Here is a 24,462-nt window from a genome sequence, read left to right as displayed (position 1 = left end):
GGACCCACCCCCGGCCCGGACGGGCGGTGCCGTGGCGGTCAGACCGGTGTGAGGGGCAGCCCCGGCCGGGCGGTGCCGCGGACGGCGATCGAGCCGTACGGGGTGCGGAGGCGAAGCCAGTCACCGGCGGCGAGCAGCGCCAGGGGCTGTTCCGGGACGGTGCGCGGGGCGACGGCGGTGGCCGTGGCCGTCGCGCCCGCCGCTGGGCCCGGACCGCCGCGGCCGGCCGGGACGGGCCCGTTCCGTCCCGGGGCCGGGCGGAGGAAGCCGAGCGCCTGCGCGGCGTGCGCGGCGCGCAGCGGAAGCCCGGTGCCGTCCAGGGTGCGGGACCAGATCTCGCGTCCGATGCGGTCGCGCTCGGCGCGGGTGCGGTGCGGTTCCGGGAGCGCCTCGTCGCGGCGGCGGAACTCGGCCACGGCGGCGGCCAGCGCCGCGCGGATCTCCTCCGGGCCGGGCAGTCCCGGCAGTTGCCGCCAGCCGCCGCGCGGTGGCAGCACCCCGGCCCAGGGCGGGCCGGTGACACTGCCGGGCACGCCGACGTCCGCCCCGCCGGCCGCGTCACCGGACGCCGCGTCCAGGGCGTCGGCCAGCCGGCCTGCGGACACCGTCAGATCGAGCCCGCCCGGGCCGGGCGCCGGGGCGCCCTCCCGGGACGGGCCCGCGGGTCCGTCCGCGAGGCGGGCGGTCCGGATGGCCAGGACCTCGAAGGGCGCCGGCCGGCCGAAGACGGCGAGCACGCCGCCCCCGGTCTGCAGGCGCACCGCGGCGGCCCGGTCGTAGTGGATCAGCCGGGCCAGGAAGGCGGCGAGGTCCGCCGCCTCCCCGGTGTCCGCGAGGCGCAGAGCCGTCATGCCGGGACGGCCTCCCCGCCGGGCCCGCCGGCCTCCGGGCTCCCGGTGTCGGGGCCGCCGGCGGCGTCGTCCGTGTACGTCTCCAGGAAGGCGCGTTCCTCGGCGGTGATCCGGCGCGGCCGGCCCTCGGCGAGGTTGTACGGAACGATCATGGTCGAGGCCCGGACGTACACCTGGTCCCGGTCCTTGATCTCGTAGGCGACGGTCAGCGAGGCCGCCCCGATCTTGGTCACCCAGGTCTCGACGGTGACCGGCTCGTGGCGGTGGACCAGGGGCCGCAGATAGTCGATCTCGTGCCGGGCGACGACCGAGCCGCCGGTGAAGGACGTGCTGCCCTCCCCCGGCGCCAGCCGGAACATGAAGTCGATCCGTGCCTCCTCCAGGTAGCGGAGGAAGACCACGTTGTTCACATGGCCGAAGGCGTCCATGTCCGACCAGCGCAGGGGGCAGGAGTAGACGTGTCGCACACTCAGCCCCGGGTCAGCTTCTTGTGCGTGGCACGGTGCGGACGGGCCGCCTCCGGGCCGAGCCGGTCGATCTTGTTCTTCTCGTACGACTCGAAGTTGCCCTCGAACCAGAACCACTTGGAGTCGCCCTCGTAGGCGAGGATGTGCGTCGCCACGCGGTCGAGGAACCAGCGGTCGTGGGAGACGACCACGGCGCAGCCGGGGAACTCCAGCAGCGCGTTCTCCAGCGAGGAGAGGGTCTCGACGTCGAGGTCGTTGGTCGGCTCGTCGAGGAGCAGCAGGTTGCCGCCCTGCTTGAGGGTCAGCGCCAGGTTGAGGCGGTTGCGCTCGCCGCCGGAGAGGACGCCGGCCGGCTTCTGCTGGTCCGGGCCCTTGAAGCCGAAGGCGGAGACATAGGCCCGGGAGGGCATCTCGACCTGGCCGACGTTGATGTAGTCCAGCTCGTCGGAAACGACGGCCCAGAGGGTCTTCTTCGGGTCGATGTTGGCGCGGTTCTGGTCGACGTAACTGATCTTGACCGTCTCGCCGACCTTGATCGAGCCCGAGTCCGGCGTCTCGATGCCCTGGATCATCTTGAACAGGGTCGTCTTGCCTGCTCCGTTGGGGCCGATCACGCCGACGATGCCGTTGCGCGGCAGGGTGAAGGAGAGATCCTCGATGAGGACCTTGTCGCCGAAGGCCTTGTTGAGCTTCTCGACCTCGACGACGACATTGCCCAGCCGCGGGCCCGGCGGGATCTGGATCTCCTCGAAGTCCAGCTTCCGGGTCTTCTCGGCCTCGGCGGCCATCTCCTCGTAACGGGTGAGACGGGCCTTGGACTTGGCCTGCCGGCCCTTGGCGTTGGAGCGGACCCAGTCCAGCTCCTCCTTGAGGCGCTTGGCGCGCTTGACGTCCTTCTGGCCCTCGACCTTGAGGCGGGCGGCCTTCTTGTCGAGGTAGGTGGAGTAGTTGCCCTCGTAGGCGATGGCGCGGCCGCGGTCGAGCTCCAGGATCCACTCGGCGACGTTGTCCAGGAAGTACCGGTCGTGGGTGACGGCCACGACGGTGCCCTTGTACTTGGCGAGGTGCTGCTCCAGCCACTGGACGGACTCGGCGTCCAGGTGGTTGGTGGGCTCGTCGAGCAGCAGCAGGTCGGGGGCCTCCAGCAGCAGTTTGCAGAGGGCGACGCGGCGGCGCTCACCGCCGGAGAGGGTGGTCACGGACCAGTCGCCGGGCGGGCAGCCGAGGGCGTCCATGGCCTGCTCCAGCTGGCTGTCCAGCTCCCAGGCGTTCGCGTGGTCGAGCTTCTCCTGGAGCTTGCCCATCTCCTCGAGCAGCGCGTCGGAGTAGTCGGTGGCCATCTGCTCGGCGATCTCGTTGAACCGCTGGAGCTGGTCGATGGTCTCGCGGACGCCGTCCTGGACGTTCTCCAGCACGGTCTTGGTCTCGTCCAGCGGGGGCTCCTGGAGGAGCATGCCGACGCTGTAGCCGGGGGTGAGGAAGGCGTCGCCGTTGGACGGCTGCTCCAGCCCGGCCATGATCTTGAGAACCGTCGACTTGCCGGCGCCGTTCGGGCCGACGACGCCGATCTTCGCGCCGGGCAGGAAGCTCAGCGTGACGTCGTCGAGGATCACCTTGTCGCCGTGCGCTTTGCGCGTCTTGCGCATGGTGTAGATGAACTCAGCCAAGAGAAACCGTCCGGCAATCGATGGGTGGGTGGGTACACCCATCTTGCCGTACCGCCGCTCCCGACCGGAAACCCGTTGTCCGCGTCGCGGACGCGCCGGGCGGCGGGGCGGTGGCGGGACCGGGCCCCGCGGGGCACCTCCCGCGCCCCGGAGGGCCGGACGGCTGCGGGACGGGAGCCCGGTCCGGAGCGGCCCGGGCATGGCGAAGGGCCGGAATCCCTGGGGATTCCGGCCCTTCACTCGGGTTTTTCACAGGTCACCGCAGAGGGTGCGCACCGCGCCGGCCCGGCCTGCGGCCGGCGCGTCCGGGGTCACTCACCCGCGGTGGCGGCCTTCTTCCTGCGGAGGAGGAAGACGGTGGCTCCACCGGCCAGCACCAGGGCGAACGCGACGCCCGCGATCACCGGGGTGGCGCTGCTGCTGCCGGTCTCGGCGAGGTCGCCCTCACCGGCCGGGGCGTCGGAGTCGGCGTCGCCGGCCTCGTCACCGGAACCGCCGGCCGTGGCCGGGCTCGGCTCCGAGGACGGCACGGGACCGTCGTCGGTGCCAACGGTCTCGCAGTCGAGCACGCCCTCGAAGGTCTTCTCGAAGCCGTTCGGACCGGTGATGGTGAACTTGTAGGCCTGGTCCTCCTTCACCGGAAGGGTGACGGTCTCGGACTTGCCCGCCTCGATGGTGTGCTTCTGACCGCCGAGCTCGAAGGTGAACGGCTCGTCACCCTCGTTGGACGCGGTCACGTCCACGCCGCCCTTGGTGCAGTTCTCCGTGGCCGAGACGGCCGGGACGGCACCGGTCTTGGCCCACTCCGCCGTGGCGGTGGCGGTCACGGTGGACTCGCTGGAGCCGGCCAGGATCTGGGTCTGGCTCTTGGTCGGGCTGGCGAAGGCGCGGCCGACCTCGACCTTGGTGGTGGCCTTGACGTTCAGCGAGGTGGAGCCGGCCGGGGTGTCGGTCGGCACGTCGAAGAACAGCTCACCGCCGTTGGCGATGCTGGTGACCGGCTGACCGTTCTTGTCGACGACCTTGACGTCGGCCGCGGCGGCACCGGGCTCGACGGTGGCCGATTCGGCGTTCGTCTGCACCTTGATCGGACCGAGGCGGTCACCGGGCTTGCCGGAGACGGCCGGCGGGTCCAGGATGAGCGACGCCTTCGGCTCCTCCAGGTTCTGCGCCGACTTCTCCAGGTAGTCCGCGAGCTTCTCGGCCTCGGGGTTCTTGGCCTCGACGTTCGCCTGGTCGGAGTAGCGCCAGATGGCGACCTGGGTGCCGGCCGCGGCGGTCTTCTCCGTGAGGCTGCCGGCACCGGCGGCCTTGGCCAGCGCGGCGAGGTCGTTCACCTGCGGGTAGGAGTTCTGCAGGATCCAGCGGATCTTGCCCGCGTCGGCGTTGTTGTGCAGCGAGGTCTGGTCCCAGGACTTCTCCTCGTACTGGGCCTTCTTCTGCGTGGGGTTGGCGATGTCGATGCAGTAGGTCTGCAGGCTGCCGCCGCCGTTGACGGTCATCCCGAAGAGACCGGCGCCCACCTTCTGCTTCTTGCCGTCCTTGTGGGTGATGACGGCGTCATCGAACACCTCGAGGCCGTTGAGGGTGGCGGTCACACCACCCTCGAACGGGACGGTGTCGTCCGCGACAGCCGGTGCGGCGGTGGCTATCGCACCCGCCGCGACGAGGCCGGAGGCCAGAACCGCGGCGGCAAGGCGGGCAGAGCCCCGCCTGCGTACAGAGATCATGAAATTTCCCCTCCGAGCGAGGCAGCCTTGGGAGCGCCTCGCGGTCAAACCTGTAAGCCCCCGTGGCTACGCAGGGGATCTTAGGAAGGAAGTGTGACCGGATGACCGGCCAGTTCATCCGATAAGCGTTCCGAAGCGGAATCGTTATACGGGAACGCGTTTCTGACCTGGGATTATCGACAAATCTGCTTGCTCTCGCACGGGCATTCACGGCGCATTCGGAGCACACCCCCCACGACCGGAACAGATCACCGGAAGGACTGGGACAGTCCCCCAATCCGGGCACTCAGGGAGCGGTGCCCGAGCGCGGGGCCGAGGAGTTCCCCCGCGGCCGGCCACCGCCCGCCGGCTCCGCTCCCGGTACTCCCGCCGGTGCTCCCGCCGCCGGCCCCGGTGGAGCGCCCGGCGGCCCCTGCGCCACGGCGGCGCGACGGGCCGTCAGCTCCGGGACGGAGCGCGACACCCGGTGGAACGCCGAGGTGCCCCGTGAGAGGTCGTGGCCCACCGCCGTCGCGTCGATGTCCGCCGACAGCCGCTGCCTGCCCTCGTGTTCCTGTTCACGGACCCGCAGCCGGCCGCGCACGATGAGCGGTTCGCCCACGGTCACCGAGGCGGCGACGTTCGCGGCCAGCGTCCGGCGCGTCCACACCGTGAAGAAACTGGTGTGCCCGTCCGTCCAGGCCTCACGCTGCCGGTCCCAGCGGCGCGCCGTGGCGGCCAGGCGGAAGCGGGCGACCATCAGCCCGTCCGCCGCCTCCCAGCAGTCCACCCGCGTCGCCGCGTTGCCCGTCACCGTCAGCACGGTCTCGTTCATCGAATCCGCCCTCCCCTGGTCTCCGCGGCCCGCTCTCCTGGCGGTCCGTCCCACTCGTACGGTCGCTGCGGCACCGGTCTCCGTGGGGCAGCCGGTCCGTAGGGCAGTCATCGTGGCCGCCTCCGCCGGAGTCCGCTCGGACCTGTGGAGTACTCACCGGTTGTGGACAACGGGCTCACCCGGGAGGGGTCTTGCGGAAGATGACCGGACGTTACAAACGCCCGGGGCTGCCCGCGGTGACGGCGTGCTGGGCCCGCGCCTCGCGGTAGCGCAGCAGTTCCGCGGCCACCGGTTCCAGGACCCGGGACCGGCCGCAGGCGGCGGACGCGTCGCGCAGCCACCGCTCCGTGTCCCGGCCGTGGAGGCGGGCCGGGCCCCGGGCCGCGAGCCGGCAGACGCGGGCGAGCAGCGGACCGCAGAGCGAGGCGGCGGCCAGCAGCAGCGCCGGCCGCGGCCAGTCGCCGGCCGGACCGGCCGTCAGCACTGCCACCAGCCATACGGCGGCGGCCGCTTGCAGCACCAGCAGCATCCACTGGCCGGCCGAGGCCGCCGCCCACCAGCGCGGCCGGGCCGGCCTGACACCGGGCAGCGGCCGGACGGCCGCCCGGTCGAGGGCTTCCGCCAGCCCCTCGGTCCCGCTCACGGCGGTGTCCAGCACCGCGCGGGCCCAGGCCTCCGGCAGACCGGCGGTCGCGTCACCGGCCAGGGTCCGCACGGCCTGTTCCACCACGGCGCGGGCGGCCCGCGCCCCCGGCTCCCCGCTGCCCGTACCCGTGTCCGTTCCCGTACCCGTGTCCGTTCCCGTACCGGTGTCCGGTGCGGTGCCGGCTTCCGCGGCGGCCGCCGGGACGGTGACCGGGGCGTCCGGCCCGGGACACACGGCGTCCGCTCCGGGCGCGGGACCGGCTGCCGGGCCGTCCGCCGCGGGCATCGCCGCCGCCGGGGGAACGGGTGACCGCCCGGCCGCGCGCCGGTGGCGAAGCCTGGTCCACGGGGTTCCGCACGCCTGTTCCGCCCGGCTCAGCCAGGCGCGTTCGGCGGCCTGTCCGGCGGCCGCGGCGCCGACCGAGGCGGCCAGCCGGTCCTCGAACTCCTCGCGCCCCGGCGCGGAGAGCCCGGTCCAGCCTTCGGCGAGGCAGACCGGAGCGAGCCGGTCCGCGGCACCGTCCACATCGGCGGCCAGTCTGCGTTCGGCCGCCGTGCGGGCCGCCACGAAACGCGCGAGCTGTTCCCGCAGTTCGCCGACGCCCTCCCCGGTCAGCGCCGAGAGCGCCAGCACCACCGCCCCCGGCTCGCCGTGCTCGCCGACGGCCAGGCCGTCCTCGTCCAGCAGCCGCCGCAGATCGTGGAGGACGCGGTGTGCCGCGTCGCCGGGCAGCCGGTCGGTCTGGTTGAGGACCACGAAGGTGACCTCGTCGTAGCCCGCCAGCGGGCGCAGATAGCGCTCGTGCAGCACCGCGTCCGCGTATTTCTCCGGGTCGACGACCCACACCACGGCGTCGACCAGGCCGAGCAGCCGGTCCACCTGGCGGCGGTGCCCGGGGAGGGCCGAGTCGTGGTCGGGCAGATCCAGCAGGACCAGCCCGTCCAGGCCGGGGGCGGGGCCGCCCGCGTCACCCGGCTGCGGGCCCGGTACGAGCCCGGGCCACTGCTCGTGGGTGTGGCGCGGCGCGCGGCGGCGCAGCGCGGACGGTACGCCGAGCCGGTCGAGAAGGCCGTCGGCGCCGTCCGACCAGGTGCAGGCCAGCGGCGCGGTGGTCGTCGGACGGCGGATGCCCGCCTCGGAGACCGGGGCGCCGGCCAGGGCGTTGAACAAGGTCGACTTGCCGCTTCCGCCCGCTCCCGCGAGCGCCACGACGGTGTGGTCGAGCGAGAGCCGGTGCCGGGCCACGGCTTCGTCGAGCACATGTCCGGCCTCCGCGAGGGTGTGCGCGTCGAGCCGGGCGGCGGAGAGCCCGACGAGCTCCCGCAGGGCCTCCAGCCGGGTGCGCAGGGTGCGGCTGAATCCGGCGTGCGGAGGCGGCGGTACCGGAGCGGCCGGGGGGCCCTGCGCCGCGGAGGCGCTGTCGCTCCGGCCGGCGCTCCCGGCCCGGGCCGGGTTCCCGGGTCCGGCCGCCGGATCGGTCTCGCCCCGGGTCCCGGCGGCGTCCTCGCTGCCCCCGGCGGTGTCCTCCGGGCGGTCGTCCGGGCGGATCCGCTCGATGTCGAACGGACGGGCGGTCCGGGTGACGCGCGCCCAGGGTGCGCGGCGGGCGATCAACCCGTCGTTCCAGGCCAGGTCTTCGAGTGCCCGCGGTTCCGGGGTGCGCTCCCGGGCGGGGCCGGGCTCCGTCCCGTACCGGTGCTCCTCACCCGGCGGCGCGGACGGTGCGGGTTCCGGCGCCGTGGGGGCGGCCCCGGCCGCGTCGTCCTCCGGACCGGACGGGGCGCCTCCCACGCGGGCTCCGTCCCCATGGGCCGTGGCCGTGTCCCTCTCGGCGCCGTCCGTGCGGGTGTTCGAGTTATCCGCGCCGCGCCCGGCGCTGCGGTGCTCCGCATGTCCATCCGCATCCGCATCCTCGTCCGCACCCGCACCCGCACCCGCACCCGCACCCTCGCCTTCACCCGCACGCGCACCCGTGCCGGTGTCCGAGTCCGGCTCGCTGCCCTCCTCACGGCCGGCCGCCGCGCAAGGATCCGGACGAGGTCCCGGGCCCGGGCCGGCGTCCTCACCGGCGGCCGGGCCCGGCCGCCGGGCCTCCTCCGCCCGCGCGGTCGGCAGCAGCGGGGGCGCGTGCTCCGCGGGGCGGGGTTCGGCGGTGTCCGTGCCGGACAGCGGATGGTCGGCGTCCTCGGGGCGGTCGGCGGCGAAGGCCATGCCGGTCACCTCTCCTTCTGCAGTACGGACAACGCGGCGATCAGACCCGCCTGGTGATCGGGTGCCAGGTGGAGTTCGTCGAGCGGTGCCAGCCGCCGGTCGCGTTCGCCGTGCAGGGTGCGTTCCCCGCACTCGGTGAGGAGCTGCTCCCCCCGGCCACGCAGCCGGAGGGCCGCGTCGTCGCCCAGCATCCGGGCGAGCCGGTCCGATGCCGTGCGGGACCGGCCGCCGCCCAGGAGCGCCACGGCCAGCAGCGCGGCCACATGCTCGGGGTCGGCGGTGCCCGGACGCTCCACCAGGGCGGCCTCCTCCTCGGCCAGTTCCTCGACGCAGCGGGACCAGCGCCGTACGGCCACGCCGATCCGGTCGGCGGAACCGGCCGCGCGGGCGGTCATCTCGGGGAGCGGACCGGCTCCGGCGGACCGGTCGCGCCGCCAGTTCTCGCGCATGCGTTCGTCGGCCTGGATGACGGCACAGCACAGGTGTGCGGCGAGGCTGTCGGAGCAGGCTTCCAGGAGTTCCCCGGGGCCGCTGTGCCAGGGATAGCCGCGCCAGCGGGCGAGGGCGTCACCGGCGAGAACCGCGCCGGCGGCCAGCTCACCCCGCGCCCGCGCCGCGGCCTCGTCATAAGCCTGTTCGACGCACTGGGACAGCCGGACGGCGGCGGAGTGCTGCGCGGCGGCGGCCGCGGCCAGGGCGGGCACCCGCACATCCAGCGAGGCGAGCACGCCGTTCACCGTCCGGGTGGCGGCGACCGTCCGGGCGGCGGGGTCCTGCGCGCGCTGGGCGAGCCAGTCGCGGAGCCCGGCCACGGCGCTGGCGGGCAGCAGCCCGCCGCCGTCACCGGCCGACTCGGGGAGTTCCGGGACGGTGAAGCGGGGGACGTCGCAGAGCCCGGCCTTGTCGAGCAGCGAGCCGTACTGCCGGGAGACTTCCGCGACGACCTGATGCGGCACCCGGTCGAGCACGGTGACGAGCGTCGCGTCGTACTCCTTGGCCGAGCGCAGCAGATGCCAGGGCACCGCGTCGGCGTAGCGGGTGGCGGTGGTGACGAGCACCCAGATGTCGGCCGCGCAGATCAGCTGGGCCGCGAGTTCGCGGTTGCGGACGACGAGGGAGTCGATGTCGGGGGCGTCGAGCAGGGCCAGGCCGGGCGGGATGCTGCTCGCGGTCTCGACGCGGAGAGCGGTCTCCGCGCCGCACTCCCCGTCGTCGATCTCCTCCAGCTCGTCGGCGAACAGGTCGTGGGCGTAGGGCAGAAGCCCGCTCCGTTCCACGGCTTCCTGCCGCACCGCGCGGGCCCGCACCAGATCGGGGAGCACCCGCCGGCCCGCGAACCAGTGGTGGTCCTCGGGATGGCAGACGAGCACGGGGACGCGGGTGGTGGGCCGCAGCACTCCGGCGGGGCTGACGGGCCGTCGCACCAGGGAGTTGACGAGAGTGGACTTGCCGGCGCCCGTCGATCCGCCGACGACGGCGAGGAGGGGCGCCTCGGGGGCTCTGAGCCGGGGGAAGAGGTAGTCGTCCAGCTGCGCCAGCAGCTCCGCCCGGTTCTGCCGGGCCCGCACGGCTCCGGGGAGGGCCAGCGGGAAGCGCAGGGCGGCGACACGGTCGCGCAAGGCGGACAGTGCGTCGAGCAGTCGGGGCTGTGCATCCAAAGTCGCCACATGCGAAGAATGCCCGTTTTCAGTGGGTTTTTGAAGCGTATGGCGGTCCTGCGCGCCGGAAGATCGTGATACGGCTGTGACCCCCGGGGGCCAGGCATAACGAGTACACAACACCCGACGGTTGAGGCGTGAAAAGCGATGCGGGATTCGCACCTGCCTGCGATTATCGGATGCGCTTCACCGAACCTCCACAAGGTGTCACGGAGGTGAAGCAAGCGGGACGAGGTGCACGGAGCCCTATCCTTGTCCCGGCAAGGCCACGGTCCACCGATCTCCGGGCACCGGCACCACCGCCCGCGGCGCGGTCGGACCCGCTGGCACCGGGGCTCCAGGCCACCGAGGCCGCCATCCGGCCCCCGTAGCTCAGTGGATAGAGCAGGTGCCTTCTAAGCACTTGGCCGCAGGTTCGAGTCCTGCCGGGGGCGCCCAGAACATGGGAAGCACGGGACGCACGCGGCCCGGTGGTTCCCTGCCCGCCACCGGGCTCCCGACGGCCCGTAGCCGTACGATCGGCCGGTTTCTGCGCCCCCGCAGCCGTGGAAGCCGTAAGCGGTTGCACACGACGCGAGAGTTCATCGACGGTGGCACCGCTGAGGGTGACTTTGAGTACGGCACGGCGTCGGGGCCGGTCGTAGCGGATCTCCAGCTGAAAGGCATCGTAGAGGTCACGCTGGGCCTCGGCCGGGAGAGATCCAAGTCCGCGCCCGATCTCCGGGAGCAGACCCAGAAGCTCAGCGTCCCTGCCAGCCGTCTGCCGGACCACGTCGTGGGCATCGAGCTCGCTTTGAAGTTTGACGCGTTCACGCTCCATTTGGTTGAACCGCTCCCTGATGGTTCTCGGGCGGTACGCGACTGCCGTCTCGGGATCCTCCTCGCCGATGTTGGCGAGTTCCTCCACCAGGCGGCTCTGCTTGGTCTTCAGCTGGATGATCTTGGTGCGGAGGGCGTCGATGCGGTCGGCGTCGGCATGCTGAGCCGTCTCCCCCGCCTCCGCGAGCTGGGTGGCAAGCAGTTCGCGGCGATGACCGAAGATTCGGTCAGCGAAGAAGTCGTGAACGGCGCCGAGGAGGGCCTTCTCCCCGATCCACACGCTCTTGGGGTGTGCGGGGAACCAGGGTGCATTGCGGTGGTGGGCCGGATCGATCTCGCAGGCGTAGAAGGACAGCCCTTTGCGGCTCTTGCCGTACATCCGGCGATTGCACAGCGAACAGATGACGTACGAGCGCAACGCGTAGGTGCGTTTGGTCTGAGGATGCGCGTTGCGGCCGGGCTCAGGCCGGGAGCCCTGCCGGTTCCTGCCGATGGGGGCGGCAGCGGCGAACACCTCGCGAGTGACCAGCGGCTCGTGTGTGGGCTGCGGGGACCAGACCCACTCGCCGAGCGGATTGCGCCGGTTGCCTTTCTTTCGTGCCTTGCGATTCCACACCTGGTAGCCGGTGTACTTGGGGTTCTCCAGGATGCTGCGCACTCCGGCGACACTCCACATCGCGGAGGCGGTGTCCGCCCGGTTGGGTTTGGGCGGCGGATAAAGGAGTGGCTCGGCGTTGAGGCGGTCGGCGATCGCCCGGTAGCTGAGCTGGTCCATCGCGCGGAGCCGGAAGATCTCTGTGACGACAGGGCCGGTGACAGGGTCGGGGACAAGGCGGTGCTTGGTACGCCCCTCGGCACGGCGCGCCGGGACCGGGTGGGGGACCTTGTTTGCGTTATAGCCGTACGGGGGCTTGCCCACATTCCAGCCCTGCTTGGTGTGCTCGATGAAGCCGTCCCAGGACAGCTCCAGCATCTGCAGCACGTACCACTCGGAGACGGCCTGCTTGACGCGACGGGTCAGGGTCGGGGTTGCGCGCTTGGCCCGGGGATCGGTAAGGATCGGCTCGTCGGCGGCGCAGAGGGCGACGCCGCACTTCTCCAGCTCGTACTCGATCTTTGTCCCGAAGTAGGTGCGCCGGGCCACGCGTTCGATGGACTCGCAGATGACCGCGGCGAAGCGGCGGCCCGGTTCCCCGGCTTCCTGGAGAAGGTCGGCGATACCACCGTCGCGGGGAACCGGGACGGCGAAGCGTTCGTGGGCAGTGCCGCGTCCGCGCTGGTCGAGTTCCTTGCGACCGGATTCGATGTCGTAGAAGTGGGCGACGATGACCCAGCCGGGTGGGAGCGCGGCACGGGCGTTGCGCAATTGGCGGGGCAAGGAGAGAGTCGGATCCTGGGCGTCCTCGTCGGAGGTGCGGCCCAGCCACGCCACCGGCACGGTGACAGGGGGTGCGGCGGCGGCTGGCGGCGATGCCGGCGACCAGGGAAGCCCTGGGACCGGTGTCGCCCAGGGCGAGTCTGGCTCTGTAGTGTCCAACGTCATTTCGGCTCCCGTTGCGGCTTGTGGACCGGCCGGTCCGTCATGCCTCCGCTTCTATGCCGGGCAATTCGCCGGTGCGCTCGGCGCGCAGACGGGCGAGTACTCGGCGAATAGCGGCGGCCTGACGGTGCTGAAGCGCCTCCCCGTCCGGTCCATGGACAGCGACGTACTGAACGGACACCTTCAGCTCAGTCTCCGTGCCCGGTTGATCGGGCAGAGGGCACTGGATACGGGTGTCCGGCGTCCATGGACGCTCGATTTCAGGGCCGTCGTCAAGCGGGCGATCTTTCGCCTCGCGGCCCCACGGAAATGAGTCTGACGTTGCCACGGGATAGCCTCTCTTTTTTTCCTACCAGGCCAGGCAAGAGGTGGTCGGTCTCAGGCACCGCGGTACGCACGGGCAGGCCGCGACCGGGAAAGTCCGTAGTGCCCTGCATGGGTTGAGACCGTTCACCTGAACGCACGGCGCATCCGTCCCGCCGTGGCGTGACGGATGATGAGCCGGTGCGAGTCCCAAAGCAGTTCGCTGTCTGCTCTTTGAGTCGCAATCGTCGGGTCAGCGGGACCGAATGCCCAATCGAGTGGGGCATCGGTGCGGACGGTCCGTTCTCTGGACGGACCATCTCGACGGCATGCCCGAGCGTTTCTCCAGTGACGTGCTAGAAGGCTTTCGCAGGGCTTTGCTGGTACCGTGCGGCCGCCCGATGCAGCGTGCCGCGCCTCGTCAGCCCGGACGGTGTGCTCTTGGCGCATGGCCGCGCCTTTAGAAGGCGTCAGGAATCAATGAGCACGGCTTATGCGCTACCTGACGCATCGTCCATCAGCGCCATTGCGTCAGCTGATCGGTTGAAGACGAGCGCGTCTTCGTGCTGGACCAACGCGAGAGGAATTCCTTGGCGGCGGGCGTCGCGGACGTTCTTCATCTGGAAGAACGAAGGGCGGGCAACGAGCCCGCCGTCGCGGATGCCTGCAAGGAGAGCCACGCAGCGCTCGGCGGGGACGAGGCCGGCCGCGCGCCCGGCGGCGAGAACGGCGGAAGGCAGGTCGACCAGTTCGCCGCGGGTGCGCCAGGGTCGGGTGGTGACGACGACGGTGCCGCCGGGGCGGAGCAGGAGGCGGCACTGGGCGAGGATCTCGGTGAAGGCCTCCAGGAGCTGGTCGGTGGAGACGTGGGCGAGGTTGGCCGGGTCGTGGCTGTAGCGGTAGTTCTTCTTGGCTACGCCGCGCTCGCCGGTGTCCCGGGTGGAGCGGACCTGTCCGTGGACGCTGGGCCCGTACGGCGGTGAGGTGATCACGAGATCCACTGTGCCCCGGAGCGTGGCGGGCAGGAACTGGGTGAGTCGGCGTGCGTCGCCGCAGTACACGGTGCCGGTGGCCATGCCTCCTTCGTGTGCGGCGGATGCGGTGTTGTGGCTGGCGAGGTCGGCCCACTGCGGTTCGTATTCGACGCCGATGGCACGGCGGCCGAGGTGGAGGGCTTCGACGAGGGTGGTGCCGATGCCGCACATGGGGTCCAGGACGAGGTCGCCGGGGTTGGTGTAGGTGCGGATGGCGTGGGCGGCGATGGCGGGGAGCATCTTGGCGGGGTGGGCGGTGGAGCCGGGGACGTAGCGGCCCTTGCGCTGAGCGGGTGCCGAGGTGGGTGCGGTGTTCCACACCGAGAAGGGAGCGGGCACGGTCAACTCCTATGGCGGTCAGGCGTGGTGGATCGCGGAGAGGACGAGCAGGTCGCCATGGATGACGCCGGGGGCGGCGTCGCCGGGCGGGGTGGGTGCGAGGGCGTCGTCGGCGGCACGGGCGTAGAGGATGACGATGTGCTGCAGGTAGCGGAAACCCGCCGTGCGCGCCGCGGCGACGAGGGAGCCGAGCGGGTCGGTGAGTACTCCGGCGTCCCGGCGCTGGCGGGTGGCGAGCAGGAGCAGTCCGTCGGCGGGCAGGAGGCGGTGGGCGCGGTGGAAGAAGCCGGGCCAGCCGTTCTCCATGGCCGCTGGCATACCTCTCTCCGAAACCCCCAGTGCGTCGCTGGACTCCGGCAGGGCGTCCGGGTGCAGTTCGGCGAGCAGCACCGTTGCGCTGCCGGGGGCCGTCTCGTCTCCGGTGTCGGCATAGCTGGTACAGGGCATGCAGGCGTCCGACCCTGGCAGGAGGTCCTGCTGGATGGAGACCTTGAGAAGCGATGCGGGCCGGCCGCCTGGGCGTTCGCCGAACTCAGTGCGGATCATCTCGACCGCCCAGTCCGGCAACACGGCGCCGGGGGCGGGAGCGACGCGTGACTGTTCGGGACGTGGGAGCCAGATGGTGGTTGGCAGAGCGGCAGAGTCCTGCTTCTGGGAGCCGCGTGGGGTACGGCGTGCGGAGTGGAACATCATCGGGCGGCGCCCGGACCGGAGAACGCGATCCGTCTGGTGCTGACGCCCAGTAATAGGGACGGAGCATGCGGTTCTTGCCGTCGCTGCCCGCGGCGTCCGCACTGCCATGGTGCGGGGTTCACTCATTCAGCGAGTCCCGAAGACCTCGCGGGATCTACGTCATACGAGGTCAGACGGTTGCCGGGCCACTGGTGAGCCACCGATGAACCACCGGCGAGCTACCGGGCAACCCCGCCTGTCCTCGGCCCGGCCTTCGTCCTGAGCACCGGAAGTGAGCCCCCGACAGGCAGCGAAACAGCTGTTACGCCGCGCGCCACTGGACGGCGTAGATGCTGTCGCCCCGTTCCATGTCAAGTTCCAGCGTGTTGCCATCTTGATCCTTCGGGGCGTGCCGAAACAGCATCCACCGACCGGTCGGCAGGGCCCTGGGGACAAACCGATGTGCGCCCCTTGGAGACAGGGGTCTCACGGGGACTGGGGCCGAGGTGGCACGGCGGGCGCCCAACGGGACAAAGCCTGTGAGGTCGTCCGGCTACCCGCTCGATGCCCGAGCCGTAAATATGGAACTGCCGCTGCCCTCGGCTGCGGGGTCAGCCGAGGGCAGCGGCGGTGGCTGATCGTTACTCAGTCCTTCTCAGCGCGTCTGAGCCCTGTCGATCAGGGTCTGAGCAATCAGTCGTATCGGTTCCCACGACTCGTCGAGCGGATCGCCGGCCTCGGCCGCAGTCAGGAGAGCGTCGATCCTGGCTTGGACGTATTGCTTGTTAGTGAGTTCGCCTTGGTAATCCTGGACCGACTCTTTATACGCCTTCCATTGAACTGGAACGGGGACATCCTTCGGACCTTGCAAACTGTTCAGGCCGAAGTAGAACTCGAGGGAGCATGCCCGGCCGTTGATGTTGTCGTCGGCCTCCCCTGACGGCCCGAAAGTGGGATAGGACCGTGCGTATTCGAGATCGGGAAGTAGGCAGGCGCTATAGTGATTCGGGAGCGCGATGCCCGCAATCTGCTTGATCGCCTCCCGGCCGGCGGTGTCGTTGTCAAAGAGTCCGATCACCCGGTTCATCACTCCGGCTGCGGCGAAGCTCTTAAGGTTTGCAACGACTTTGTCGGTTCCCCCCTGCGGCCTTGTGGTGTCAAAGTCCAAAAATTCGAAGTACCCAGCGATATCCGGCCTGACCAATTTCAGCGCCCGGGGAAGAACACGGGAATCAAACTTGCCTTCCGTGAGCACGATGATTGGGCCCGTGCTGGCCGTCTCCTCCCGTAGGTCCTGAAGGGCTTGCGTCGAGATCTGATCAGTTCTCTTGAACGCACCACCTGACAGCAGGTCGCTAAGATCGAGGCGAAGGGTTGCCTGCGGGTCCTGGTGCTCCAGAAGCCCTACGATGAGCAAGCGGCGGTCGAGGTCGCCCTCGAAGAAGAATTCGAGCTTGTCCAGGCAGAGTTTTTCCAGCTCGGATAGCTTTGTCTCCATCCACGCGGGGCCGCGCTTCAGGTATGCCTGAAGGCCAATCTCAGCAATGTCGTCGTCGGTGACGTTACGTGCCGGGTTCGATCCGGGTGCGATCTGCTCGTGGGCATCGTCCGGTCCGTCCCATTCTCTCAGGTCCCGGAAGCAGGCCGCCATCTCTCGGCGGCATCGCTCTGCGGTGAAGCCCATCAGATTGAGCCGCGTGACAGCTGTCTCAACAGTTGTTTTATAGCCGAAACGCTCTGACGTGTCAACGGATTCATACTTGTAGTCTTCGGGGTCGATATCAGGGTAGTTGCGGTATGTCTCAGGGTCATCGATGTCAATGTCGGGCAGACCAGCGTTATCCCTGTCGACCATCATTGCCCAGTTTCGGTGCATGTACTTGTCTTCCTCTTGGAAGACAGTCATGAGCCTGGCTGGCGCATCCCACCTCCCCTCGAATATCTGCAGGTCCTCCAGGAACAGGTGCCATCTGCTGCTCATCCACTTCTCCGATCACGTAACGCTGGCCTTCGGGACAGGCTGCAGATCCGCGAGCACGGCTTCGTGCGGCTGGCCGCCCAGGCGGACATCTCGATCGCGCTGCGGTGACCGAGGTCGACTTTAAAAGGAGTGAAGTGCTCGTCCTTGCCCTTGGTGCCACAGGGACCGTTGCGCCAGTGGCACACGGCCGCAGACGAACCGACGAAGCCGCGGCTACGGGCTGTCAGCTCAAGAGGAGGAGGTAGAGGCCGCCGGTCGTACGCAGTTGGCGTTCTTTCGGGCCGATCTCCCAGGTCAGAGTCTCGAACCAGCGCTTGGCTCCCCGTCGCCGTTTGGTCACGATCAGCTTGACTGCGCGGTCTTCCAGGACGGCGTGTCCGCCTCGGCCTCCTGGGGGTCTGCGGGGAAGAAGCCGTGTCTGCCCGGCCCCGTTCCGGTGAAGCGGTAGATGCGTGCTTCAGACAGGACATTGAGGGGCGGGTCGCCGTTCTCGATGATGACGGCCTGACCGGGGAAGTCGAGCATGTCTCCGTAGAAGTGGTCGACCACGTGCGAAGTCATGTCGACGTCCTCGCCGACTGGTTCGTCGTCCATGATGGGGTCACGATAGGTGACCACCGGTGAGTCGAGAACGATAAAGCCCGGGTGCGGTCGGCCGTTTTCCAGACAGAACTGGGCTAGCGCGGTGGTAAATGCGGAGTGCAGGACGGAGCGCACCCCTTTGCCTCGGCTCGGACGAGCACGGCCACCTGCGCGGATGTCCATGGCGTACTGGTCGTACTCGGCGAACTCCACCGAGGGGACCTTCCATGCTTCCAGCGTACGGCGCAGCGCCTCGTCGAACGAAGTCAGGATCCGGTTGGGGACGTAGTCGGCCGGCCTCTGGGCCCGTCCCATCGTTTCCCCGTCCAGCCGCGAGCGCCGCTGTTCCAGTTCGTCAATCCGCTCGTGGAGTTCGAGGTTCCGTTCGATCTCCGAGCGGGCGTGGAGATGCTCTTCCATACGGGCGCGCAGGGGGGCGAGCTGGTCCTGAGTGGCGGCGATGTCCTGGTCCAGGAGGACGGTGTCGTGCAGCAGGGATGCCCGGCGCTGGGTCAGCGCTTCGAACTGTCCCACTAGGTCCTCGATCGTAGGCAGCAGGTCGGCGAGCAGGCTGGTGGTCTTGGCGGTCTCGTTCTGGACGGCGAGGTGGAGTTGCGTCGTCTCGTGCTCGCTGTGTCCGGGGTGTTGGTGCTCGGGCTCGGCGCCGCAGAACACGCAGGTGCCCACCCGGAAGTAGCCCAGCAGGCTACCGGCTTCGGTGACCATTTCGAGGCGGGCGAGGTCGGAGCGGTACTGGTCCTCTAGCAGGCGGAACCGGGAGACCAGGTCGCCGGTCTCCCCGAGGCGGGCCTCCACCGTGGCTAGTTCTTCGGCTGCCTTCATTCGGGTGGTGACCGCAGTCAGGTGCCGGTCAGTGATCACTCGTAAGGTTGTGGAATGCTCGTCGATGGACGCCTGCAGACGCACCTGGCGATCCCGAAGATCCCTGACGTTCTCGTTCGTGGTCAGTTTGCTCTGCAGATCGAGGATGATCTGATCGAGCAAAGTGATCTTGCCTTTGTTGACCCGGCGCTGCCCTGCGTTGAGGCCGGTGTCCACTTCCGGATCGCTTTCACCGGTCAGCAGCAGCCGCATGACCGAGGCTGCTGCGGTCTTGCCGCTGGCCGCGGCCGAAGGCAGGACCGGGGACAGCGGGGCAACCATCCGCGTCTCGGGGATGACGGAGAGGTGGACGAGATCGCGCAGGGCCAGACTGCGGCTGGCGCCGGCTTCGTTCTTGCGAATCCGCAAATCGGCCAGCGCAAGCTCGTTCATGAGGAACAGCGACAGGCTGTTCTTGCTGCGTGCTGTGTGGGCGGCAGTGACCTGGGTGTCGGCGGGGGTGGTCACCACGGAGCGGTGATCGCTGCGGTAGAGGTGGATAGTGCTGCTGTGGGGGGCCCTCAGCAGGGTCAGCGGCGTACCGTCCGGCAGCCGCAGTCCCAATAGGATCTGGCTGTATCCGTCGGCTTCCGGCACCTCGGGTGCCTGGCTCCCACCAAGCATGTACTCGATAGATTCGACGATGAACGACTTGCCGGTGTCGGACGCCCCGTAGATCACGGTGAGGGCCGGGCCGAAGTCCACGCTCGCGGTGGGCTTATTCAAGCCCGCGTAGGTGAGGTGGACCAGACGCAGCTCACTCATGGCCAGCTCCGCTCCAGGCGAGTTCCGCAGACGCCCGTTCGATGATCTCCTGCGTCGCGGCGCGGGCATCCGACCGCGCCGCGAAGTGGTGCACCACCCACTCGGCCCGCTCACGCAGAGACTCGACGTAGGACGCCTCCAGCACATCAACGAAGACTGGCCCCCGGTCGGTGGCCCGGTACATGAGCCCCTCGCTGGCATCGACGATACCGACCAGGCCAGCACGGATCAGCACGAGCAACGCCTCCTCCAGGACGGCTCGTTTCATCCCGAGCTCACCCCCGCGCGCCGGCAGGTTGGGATGAAGGCTGGGCGGACCGTCGAATTCGCCGCTGTGAAGCACTACATGATCCAGAGCGACCAGCTGCGCAATGTCCATGGGCTCGGGATGGCTCTCGGCCAGAAGGACGAGCGCGCGTACACCGACTTCGAGCGGGCTGTTGAGCGGATTCACTTCTCTCCTTCCCGGCACCAGGTCAGACGATCCTCGTTCGCCAGGTGATGACATACCCCTTTGCGGGCATTCGTCTCCACGAAGGGGGTGAGGACTGTCGGGGTCAGCTGGACGGTGCCAGCCACGGCCATGACCGCGCCGTGCCGCTCCCAGCCGTCCGGGTAGGAACGGGCTGCGACTTCCACGACAATGTCGTACACGTCCTTCTTCACCCGTTCGAAGTACGCTGGCTGAGTGGCATCGCGAGCGAACACGCGCACCGCCTCGGCGGCATAGAAGGCCTCGCGCTGCCGCTTGAGGTGCTCGTCGGCCTCCTCGACGGTGGGCACGTCCTCCAGACCGCTGATGGCGCTGGGAAAACGCTCGCGGTAGACATCCACGAGACGCTGGACGTAACGGGCTTCGTCCTCATGGTGCTGCGGCGGCGGAATGATCTGCCGAGGCCCCTGTTCGAAGGGGGCGTAGGGGAAACGATCCACAAAGTGCGTGGTCGTCTTGTGCAGCTCGAGCATCTCGTCCAGGTCCACGCACTCGAACATGGCGAAGTCGGTGTCCGCCGCCAGCTCCTCGACGGCCCGCCGCTGCTCATCGGTGAGTGCGGTCACGAGCTTGTCCCGGGTTGTGGACAGTTCCTGCAGGAACTTGGTCCGGCACTCGGTGGGCTTTGCGAACTGCCGGGGCAGGCTGCGCGAGATTATCGGGGCGACGAAGACGTACCGGGTGGGGATGGTGAACTCACCAGCTGCGGCGGCCACGAACATCTTGCGCATCTCTCCGGCCGCCGTGCCCCAGGACAGGGCAGCGGCGTACCGCTTGCACTGGTAGTTGTGCCACTGCCCCTCCAGCCTCTGGTGGGACAGGTAGCCCGCCACGTCCACCCCATGGTCGCCCGAGCCGCCGTGGCGTTCGACCAGGACGTACTTGACGTCCAGCGCTGGAACCCACTCCTTGACGAACTCCTCGAACTGGTCGGGATCGTAGAAGGACACCATCTGCTTGGGTGAGGGCATCGGCGCCATGCGCAGCGAATGAGCCAGCACGGTCAGCGGCGGCTGCCCTGCGCCTGCGGACCCTGCGCTGTACAGATCAGACACCCCGTTATCCCCCCATTGCTCCAGGTGACAGCAAGACCCCGTCCGTCCTGAGCAGACGCGATTCATACCCCTGGCCCCACCCACCAAACAACACGTTCGGTCCCCCGTTTTCATGTCTCCTGGAATGGCCGAGAGGCGAGGGTGCATGGCGGAAAATGGCCGCGCGAACGGCTGCGTCGTGCGCCAGCTCTAGGTCTCGGCTGGGCGAGGCCCGAGCTCGATCGCAGCCTGGGCCAGGAGGCGGCACAGCCCAGACACCCGCCGTACGGCAGCTGACCGGCGCGCTGCGGAGAGCCCGCCACCGACAGGCGCCGACTTGTGACTCCACAAAGCCTTGTTGACCTGCGCAGCATGCCGCGACTGGGATGCCGCCTCATCACCGCGCTACCCGGCGCGGCGACTGCCTCTTCCAGGTGCGATCACCCAAGCGCGCCGTCGTGCAGAGTGACTGGCTGCACAATGGGGTCCCGGGCCGGAGCAGCGACGAGCCGTAGGAGATCCAAGGTGGCCGAGATCGGGCGCGAAGTACGTGTCGGTGAGCCCGGCTGGGAACTGCTTGACGCCAGTCACGAGCTCTCCGGCCTGCCGCCCGAGGTTGCCAGAACCCTCCCGGCGACAGCGTCTCTCACGCTGCCGACGGAGTACCTGACATGGGAGTCATTCGAGCATCTCGTGGCCGCGGTCGCACGAGAGGTCGAGGGCGCCTACGAGGCCCACGTCTACGGACGGCGTGGGCAGAAACAGCACGGAATCGACGTCGCCGGCTTCTTCGACAGTGAGAAGCCCCGGGTCTACCAGGCCAAGCACTACAAGACCTACTCGGTAGCCAAATTGGTGAAGGCAGTCAAGACGTTCGTGGACGGCAAGAGGCCCTTTGGCTCTACGTATCTCGTCGTAATGACGACGGCCGACGTCAGCGACACAAAGATCAAGGACAAGCTCCACGCACTACGAACGGCCAACCCGGACCTCACGATCCGCTTGTGGGGCAAGCAGGAGCTGTCCGACATGCTCCAGGAGCACCCACGCGTCGTCACCCGCTTCTTCGGCGAGGAGACCGCGCGCCTGGTGTGCCCAGAACTCCAGCGGCCCAGCCCGGTGGCTAAGACGGCTGCCGTCGCCTCCGACGCGATGGTCCGGGGACCGGTCCAGCACCTCGACTTGCACAACGCTCTGGAAGCAGCGCGCGAGCAGCACCGTGAACAGCCCGCGCGAGCGGCAGCAGAGTTTCAGCGGGTGGCCGAGGCTCTGGAAGAAGCTGGCTTCGTGGCCCACGCCCTGCAGGTTCGCCGTTCCCAGTCCGAAGCCCTGCACGAGGCCCAGGACACCTCTGCGGCCGTAGCCGTGGACCTAATGATCATGGCTGGAGAGTTGGAGAGCGGAGAACCCGGCCTGGCCCTTTCTATGGCCCATCGCCTGGAGATCGAGAAGACGGACGCTCCTGAGACGTTCGTTCGTGGGCTGCAGGCTCTGGGCGCGCTCGCGGCATACCAGCACAATCACGACGTCACGCTGGATGATGTCGCCGATGCGGTCGACGCTCTCGAGGACGGGGATTCGGGGTTCGCTTCGGCTTTCATGATGTTCGCAGAATGCGCGGTCGCCGAGAATCGGCTCGAACTGATCACCCATCGCGCTGACCGGTTCGAAGCCGCCTGTCGGTCGGCCCTTCCCGGATCTCAGGAACACGCCCGCCTGCGCGCCTGCCTGGCCGACGCGGGTGTCAGAGAAGGCTGGGAAGACTTGCAGTACGCCATCCGCGCCACCTGGAAGCCCCGACTCGCCGCCCTGCTCATGGCCCGGCACGGACGAAATCTGATCTTGCGCCAGAAGGCCACTGCTGCTCTTGCCCGCTACGACGACGCGATCGCCCTTGCCACCGAGGAGGGGGCTACTGACGACGCGGTCAACTGGCTGCAGACCCAGAGTCTCATCCGTGTTCGTTTCGGCCTGACCCAGCCCTTGAGCATGAACGAGGGCTATCGCCGCATCCTTACCCTGCGTGCTGCCAGTGACGGCGGCAGCGTCCTGCCCACCGGCGTGCGCTTCAGGGAGCGGGCGCTGTCCCGCATGCACAAGAAGCGGCTCGCCGATGCCTCCCAAGCTCTCATCGCGTACCGGTCGCGCTCCGCCGTTACTGCCGACTGGTCCGGGGAACAGGAAGCTGAGCACCTTCTCGGGCTGCTGCACCAGAAGGCACAGCAGCCCGAACAGGCTCTGCGCCACCACCTGGCCGCCGGCGACGTGGAAGAGCTCACCGGTGTTGCGGAGCTCCTGCCGGAGGAGCCGCTGTCCTTTGAGCCTGACCCCGATCTAGTCACCATGCCCAACTGGTACCGGGTCAGTGCCCTGCGCGCGGCGGCGGCAACAGCCGACCTCGTGCCCGACGACCAGGCCAGGAAATGGCTGGACGCAGCCCTGGCCGAACTCGACCTGGACCGCCCCGCCCCGCCACGCACGGCAAGTGCCGTGCACGCGGCCTTCGCCGTGGCGGCCGCGCTCCTGCGGGCCTCCACGACCGAGCAGGCCGAGCAGTTCCTCTCCCTGAGCGGCCCGCGCCTGGACCGTCCCCCTGGCACCCATCGCAGGACCGACCGTGAACACATGCAGGCCCTGATCACTATCGCGCAAACACATCCGACCTTGCGCGAGCGGGCGGTCCGCTCGATGTGTCAGGCGCTACTCCGTGCCGATCACCTCGCGGCGTCGATCCTCAATCACGGTGTCGATGCCCTGGCCCTGTGCCCGGACATCGTCGCCGAGCAGTGCACGTCACCAGCCCAGAACGGCAACATCCACGCGGCCTTGGCACTCATTCTCACCAACACACACACCGCTGACGCCACGCCCACGGCCCGAAGGCAGCTGCCACTTCCACTACCGGGAGAAGAAGCCGCGGAGCAGCCGCGCAAAAGCCCCAGCACACTCGCTTTGCTGGCTGCCGCCGTAGACATGCCTGATCGGCAGGCCTTGTCCGACAGCCTCATCGCTCACGCCCTCAACCGCAATGACGCCGCCTTCCAGCGCCGCGACGCACTGCACGCCTTGGCCGCCTTGGCGCCACACCTTGACCACGACACGCGCGCAAGGCACTTCACGACAGCCATGGATTTCGCTCAAGGCCACCATGACGGCAGCGCAGACGACGACCTCCCCCACACGTCCTTCGACCGCATCAGCTTTGACTTGGGCCCGGCGTCGCTGCGTCCTGACGGTCTTTTGGCTGCAGCATGCCTCGCAGACACAGGAGAGCAAGCAGCCGACGTGACCGCACATGCTCTCCTAATCCTGCAGACCTCCGATCCAGACGCCAGTCGGACCACGCTCGTCCGCGCGCTGTTCCAGCTGCCCGCAGCGGATGTAGATCTGCGGCCGGCACTGCTGGCCATTCACCCCGATCACCTCATCCGTCTCCTGGCAGCGGGTCTGTGGTGCGGCAGCAAGGACGCTGACCCGGTCACCGGCCAGGCCCTGGCCGGTGACCGGCATAAGCTGGTGCGCCAGTACATGGCGACGTACGCGGGTGAAGCGGGCCTCGTGCAGACGCTGGCGGCAGACCCACGCCGCTCTGTCCGGTGTCGTGTTTCACAGGACCAAAGGACGGCTGGCGAGGGTTAGTTCGCTGCCGTGCCGTGCGCTGGCCATCCCCGTGGCGGTCACGGGCCGTGCGGGGACCGTCTCCGCTACAGGAACGGTGCGCGCGGAGTATCGAGATGCGGTGCGCTCAGACGCTGCCCAGTCTGCGGTCCTTGTCGGGGTCCGTGGGACGCTTCGCCAGCTACTGGTGTAGGCGCTTGCCCTTGACGTCGACGGTGGGGAGGATCCGGCCCAGCCACTGAGGCAGGCCACACGCATTGTGGCCTAGGTTGAGGATCGACCGGCGAGGAGACTGCAGGCTTTACTCGGGCTTGGGCTTCGCCAGGCTGATGAGCGTCTCGGCCAGGCGGCGCATC

The 24,462-nt window shown here is 69.3% G+C and carries 15 protein-coding genes, 1 tRNA gene and 1 pseudogene; 3 read left to right on the top strand and 14 right to left on the bottom strand.

The genetic code is table 11. From position 1 onward, the window contains the following. Positions 1–38: 38 nt before the first annotated feature. From LIX60_RS21945 to LIX60_RS21920, 6 genes are all read right to left on the bottom strand, one after another. A complete protein-coding gene (locus tag LIX60_RS21945; RefSeq protein ID WP_227960016.1) occupies positions 39–851 on the bottom strand; it encodes a hypothetical protein in 813 nt (270 codons plus the stop codon). Further along, complete coding sequence (locus LIX60_RS21940; RefSeq protein ID WP_374117893.1) at positions 848–1,318, bottom strand: acyl-CoA thioesterase; 471 nt, start codon at positions 1,316–1,318, stop codon at positions 848–850. The genes LIX60_RS21945 and LIX60_RS21940 overlap by 4 nt, the downstream gene beginning before the upstream one ends. A gap of 2 nt (positions 1,319–1,320) precedes the next feature. After that, positions 1,321–2,985: an energy-dependent translational throttle protein EttA gene (gene ettA / locus LIX60_RS21935; RefSeq protein WP_227960015.1), complete on the bottom strand. Its 1,665-nt coding sequence runs from the start codon at positions 2,983–2,985 to the stop codon at positions 1,321–1,323. A gap of 311 nt (positions 2,986–3,296) precedes the next feature. Further along, positions 3,297–4,715, bottom strand: a complete 1,419-nt coding sequence (locus LIX60_RS21930) for a Cys-Gln thioester bond-forming surface protein (protein ID WP_227960014.1) — start codon at positions 4,713–4,715, stop codon at positions 3,297–3,299. Between the two features lie 286 nt (positions 4,716–5,001). Next, positions 5,002–5,529: a single-stranded DNA-binding protein gene (locus LIX60_RS21925; RefSeq protein WP_227960013.1), complete on the bottom strand. Its 528-nt coding sequence runs from the start codon at positions 5,527–5,529 to the stop codon at positions 5,002–5,004. A 211-nt stretch (positions 5,530–5,740) separates the two neighbouring features. Next, positions 5,741–7,966: a GTPase gene (locus LIX60_RS21920; RefSeq protein WP_308101721.1), complete on the bottom strand. Its 2,226-nt coding sequence runs from the start codon at positions 7,964–7,966 to the stop codon at positions 5,741–5,743. Between the two features lie 99 nt (positions 7,967–8,065). Here LIX60_RS21920 and LIX60_RS21915 point away from each other — a divergent pair, with 99 nt between their 5' ends. Continuing rightward, positions 8,066–8,443, top strand: a complete 378-nt coding sequence (locus LIX60_RS21915; RefSeq protein ID WP_227960012.1) for a hypothetical protein — start codon at positions 8,066–8,068, stop codon at positions 8,441–8,443. On the opposite strand, the gene LIX60_RS21910 is transcribed toward LIX60_RS21915, so the two are convergent. Then, positions 8,392–10,044 (bottom strand): dynamin family protein, encoded by a 1,653-nt coding sequence (locus LIX60_RS21910; protein ID WP_227962859.1) that lies wholly within the window; start codon positions 10,042–10,044, stop codon positions 8,392–8,394. The two genes, LIX60_RS21915 and LIX60_RS21910, sit on opposite strands and share 52 nt — an antisense overlap. Positions 10,045–10,405: 361 nt before the next feature. Here LIX60_RS21910 and LIX60_RS21905 point away from each other — a divergent pair. Then, positions 10,406–10,478 (top strand) — tRNA-Arg (locus tag LIX60_RS21905). Positions 10,479–11,422: 944 nt separating this feature from the next. Here the strand turns inward: LIX60_RS21905 and LIX60_RS31515 are convergent. The 7 genes and pseudogenes from LIX60_RS31515 to LIX60_RS21870 form a co-directional block, all read right to left on the bottom strand. Then, positions 11,423–11,638, bottom strand: a pseudogene (locus LIX60_RS31515) (recombinase family protein); the annotation flags it as partial. 1,559 nt (positions 11,639–13,197) lie between these two features. Continuing rightward, positions 13,198–14,079, bottom strand: coding sequence for a TRM11 family methyltransferase (locus LIX60_RS21895; RefSeq protein ID WP_227960011.1), 882 nt, complete (start codon positions 14,077–14,079; stop codon positions 13,198–13,200). An 18-nt stretch (positions 14,080–14,097) separates the two neighbouring features. Continuing rightward, entirely contained in the window at positions 14,098–14,625 is a 528-nt protein-coding gene (locus LIX60_RS21890) for a hypothetical protein (RefSeq protein WP_227960010.1), read from the bottom strand. Positions 14,626–15,406: 781 nt separating this feature from the next. Then, positions 15,407–16,732 (bottom strand): HEPN/Toprim-associated domain-containing protein, encoded by a 1,326-nt coding sequence (locus tag LIX60_RS21885; RefSeq protein WP_227960009.1) that lies wholly within the window; start codon positions 16,730–16,732, stop codon positions 15,407–15,409. Between the two features lie 342 nt (positions 16,733–17,074). Then, positions 17,075–18,961 (bottom strand): ATP-binding protein, encoded by a 1,887-nt coding sequence (locus LIX60_RS21880; RefSeq protein WP_125622740.1) that lies wholly within the window; start codon positions 18,959–18,961, stop codon positions 17,075–17,077. Next, on the bottom strand, positions 18,954–19,415 hold the full coding sequence (locus LIX60_RS21875) for an ABC-three component system middle component 2 (protein ID WP_125622741.1): 462 nt from the start codon (positions 19,413–19,415) through the stop codon (positions 18,954–18,956). The genes LIX60_RS21880 and LIX60_RS21875 overlap by 8 nt, the downstream gene beginning before the upstream one ends. Then, positions 19,412–20,509, bottom strand: coding sequence for an ABC-three component system protein (locus LIX60_RS21870; protein WP_125622742.1), 1,098 nt, complete (start codon positions 20,507–20,509; stop codon positions 19,412–19,414). The genes LIX60_RS21875 and LIX60_RS21870 overlap by 4 nt, the downstream gene beginning before the upstream one ends. A gap of 504 nt (positions 20,510–21,013) precedes the next feature. Here LIX60_RS21870 and LIX60_RS21865 point away from each other — a divergent pair. After that, positions 21,014–24,127, top strand: coding sequence for a restriction endonuclease (locus LIX60_RS21865; RefSeq protein WP_227960008.1), 3,114 nt, complete (start codon positions 21,014–21,016; stop codon positions 24,125–24,127). Positions 24,128–24,462: the final 335 nt, after the last annotated feature.

This window comes from Streptomyces sp. S07_1.15 (genome assembly GCF_020739505.1).
Lineage (GTDB): Bacteria > Actinomycetota > Actinomycetes > Streptomycetales > Streptomycetaceae > Streptomyces > Streptomyces xinghaiensis.
The sequence above is the reverse complement of the archived record's forward strand: the minus strand, read 5'-3'. Positions and strand labels throughout refer to the sequence as shown.